This is a genomic window from Streptomyces sp. 8P21H-1 (assembly GCF_013302945.1).
Map to the genome: position 1 here is coordinate 1 of NZ_JABTYA010000055.1, position 2,252 is coordinate 2,252.

A 2,252-nucleotide genomic window follows, 5' to 3' on the forward strand; every position below is an offset into this window, starting at 1 on the left:
CGCAGACCGGGGGCCGTTCGGCGCGCGCCGCTCCGGTGCGGAGCCCGGTCCCGTGCGCACGGCGCCGGTTCCGGCCGGCGCCCCCGTCCGGGACCGCCCGGACATGACGTCGCCCCCCTCACCGGCCGGTGAGGGGGGCGACGTCATGTCCGCCGGAGCGGTCAGGAGAAGCGGAGCGGGGTGAACGGCAGCACCACGGGGTCCGGGTCCGTGTCGGTGAGGTAGGAGACCATCGCGTCCGCGGTGACCGGCGCCAGCTGGACGCCCATGCGGAAGTGGCCGGAGGCCAGGTAGACGTCGGGGACGGTCGTCGGGCCGATGACGGGCAGGTCGTCGGGCGAGCCGGGCCGCAGCCCCGCGCTGATCTCCGCGAAGCGGAGGGTGCCCGCGCTCGGTATCACCTCGGTCACGCGCGCCAGCAGGCCGAAGGTGCCGTCGGCGGTGACGGTCTCGTCGTAGCCGCGCTCCTCGTAGGTGGAGCCGATGACCAGTTCGCCGCCCAGCCGGGGCACCAGGTAGAGCGACGAGCCCTTGGAGAAGGCGCGGGTCGTCACGTTGAGCACCGGGGGGTCCGAGTGCAGGCGCAGGATCTGGCCCTTGACGGGGCGGATCTCCGGGATGACGCCCTCGGGCAGGCCCTCGATCTGGTGCGTCCAGCAGCCGGCGGCCAGGACGAGGCGGTCGAAGGTCACCGTGTCGCCGTTGTCGAGGGTGACGGTGTGGTCGCCGACGCGGACGGCGCTGCGGCGGACGACGGTGCCGCCCAGGGCCTCGATGGCGGTGATCAGCGCCGCGTTGAGCACGCGCGGGTCGACGGAGCCGTCGTCGGGCGACAGCAGGCCGCCGAGGGCGGGCGCGAGGTTCGGTTCCAGCTCGCTGCACTCCCGCGGGCCGAGCCGCTGGGTGCGGATGCCGAGCGACTCCTGGAGGGCCTCCTGCCGTTCGAGGCCCTGCAGGGCGTCCTCGTCGAAGGCGGCGTCCAGCACGCCGTCGCGCCGGAAGCCCGCGGGCGCGAACTCCTCCAGCTCGGCCACGAAGGACGGGTAGAGATCGCGGGAGGTCATGCACAGCCGCAGGACGTGCTCCTGCTTGAGGAGTTCCTCGTGGCCGGGCGGCAGCATGCCGGCCGAGGCGTGGGACGCCTTCGAGGCGGGGGCCGGGTCGATCACCGTGACGGTGATGCCCCGGAGCGCGGCCCGCCAGGCGGTGGCCAGGCCGATGACCCCACCGCCCACGACAACGGTGTTCATGATGCACTCTCCTGGAGAAGTCGCCGCAGGTGGGAAGCCAGGGCTGCGGGGGTGGGATGGTCGAAGACGACGGTCGCCGGGAGCTGCAGCCCGGTGCCGGCCGCCAGGCGGCGGCTGAGTTCGAGGTTGCCGATGGAGTCCAGGCCGACGGCGTTGAACTCGCGGTCGGCGTCGATGTCGTCGGAGCTGTCGTAGCCGAGGACGGCGGCCGCCGACTCGCGGACGAACTCCAGGACGGCGCCGTCGCGTTCGGCCTCCGGCAGGTCGGCCAGGCGCAGGTGCAGCGTGTCGGCGGACTTGCCCGCGGGGGCGGCCGGCGCCAGGTCGGCCAGGACGGGCGGGACGTTCCCGGTGAGGGCCGCCTCGTTCAGCCGTACGGGGGCGAGCACGCTCTCGTCTCCGGCGAGCGCGGCGTCGAAGAGGGCCAGGCCCTGTTCGTGCCCGAGCGGCGCGAAGCCGGAGCGCTTGATGCGGTTGAGGTCCGCGGCGGACAGCTCGGACCCCATGCCGCCCTCGCTCTCCCACAGGCCCCAGGCCAGGGAGAGGCCGCGCAGGCCCAGGGAGCGGCGGCGGTGCGCGAGCGCGTCGAGGACGGAGTTGGCGGCGGCGTAGTTGGCCTGTCCCGAGTTGCCGACCAGTCCCGCGACGGACGAGAACATCACGAACTCGCAGTCCGGGTCCTGGATCAGCTCGTGCAGGTGCAGCGCCGTGTCGACCTTGGGGCTCAGGACCTGGTCGAGCCGGTGCGGGGTGAGGGTGTCGACGGCGCCGTCGGACAGCCGGCCGGCGGTGTGGATGACGGCGGAGGGCGCCGGGAGGTCCGCCAGGGCGCTCTCCAGTGCCGACCGGTCGGTGACGTCGCAGGCCACCACGTCGACGCGGGCGCCGAGCCCGGTGAGTTCGCTGCTCAGGTCGGCGGCGCCGGGCGCGTCGGGGCCACGGCGGCTGAGCAGGACGAGGTGCTGGACACCGTGGCGGGTGACCAGGTGCCGGGCGAGCAGC

2 protein-coding genes are annotated in these 2,252 nt (G+C 74.2%); both read right to left on the reverse strand.

Annotated elements, in window-relative coordinates; translation table 11 throughout:
* Positions 1-161 precede the first annotated feature (161 nt).
* Positions 162-1,250, reverse strand: coding sequence for a glycine oxidase ThiO (thiO, locus tag HO151_RS01075; RefSeq protein WP_173894267.1), 1,089 nt, complete (start codon positions 1,248-1,250; stop codon positions 162-164).
* A partial coding sequence (locus tag HO151_RS01080) for a beta-ketoacyl reductase (protein ID WP_173894268.1) occupies positions 1,247-2,252 on the reverse strand: 1,006 nt, incomplete at its 5' end. The genes thiO and HO151_RS01080, both read right to left, overlap by 4 nt.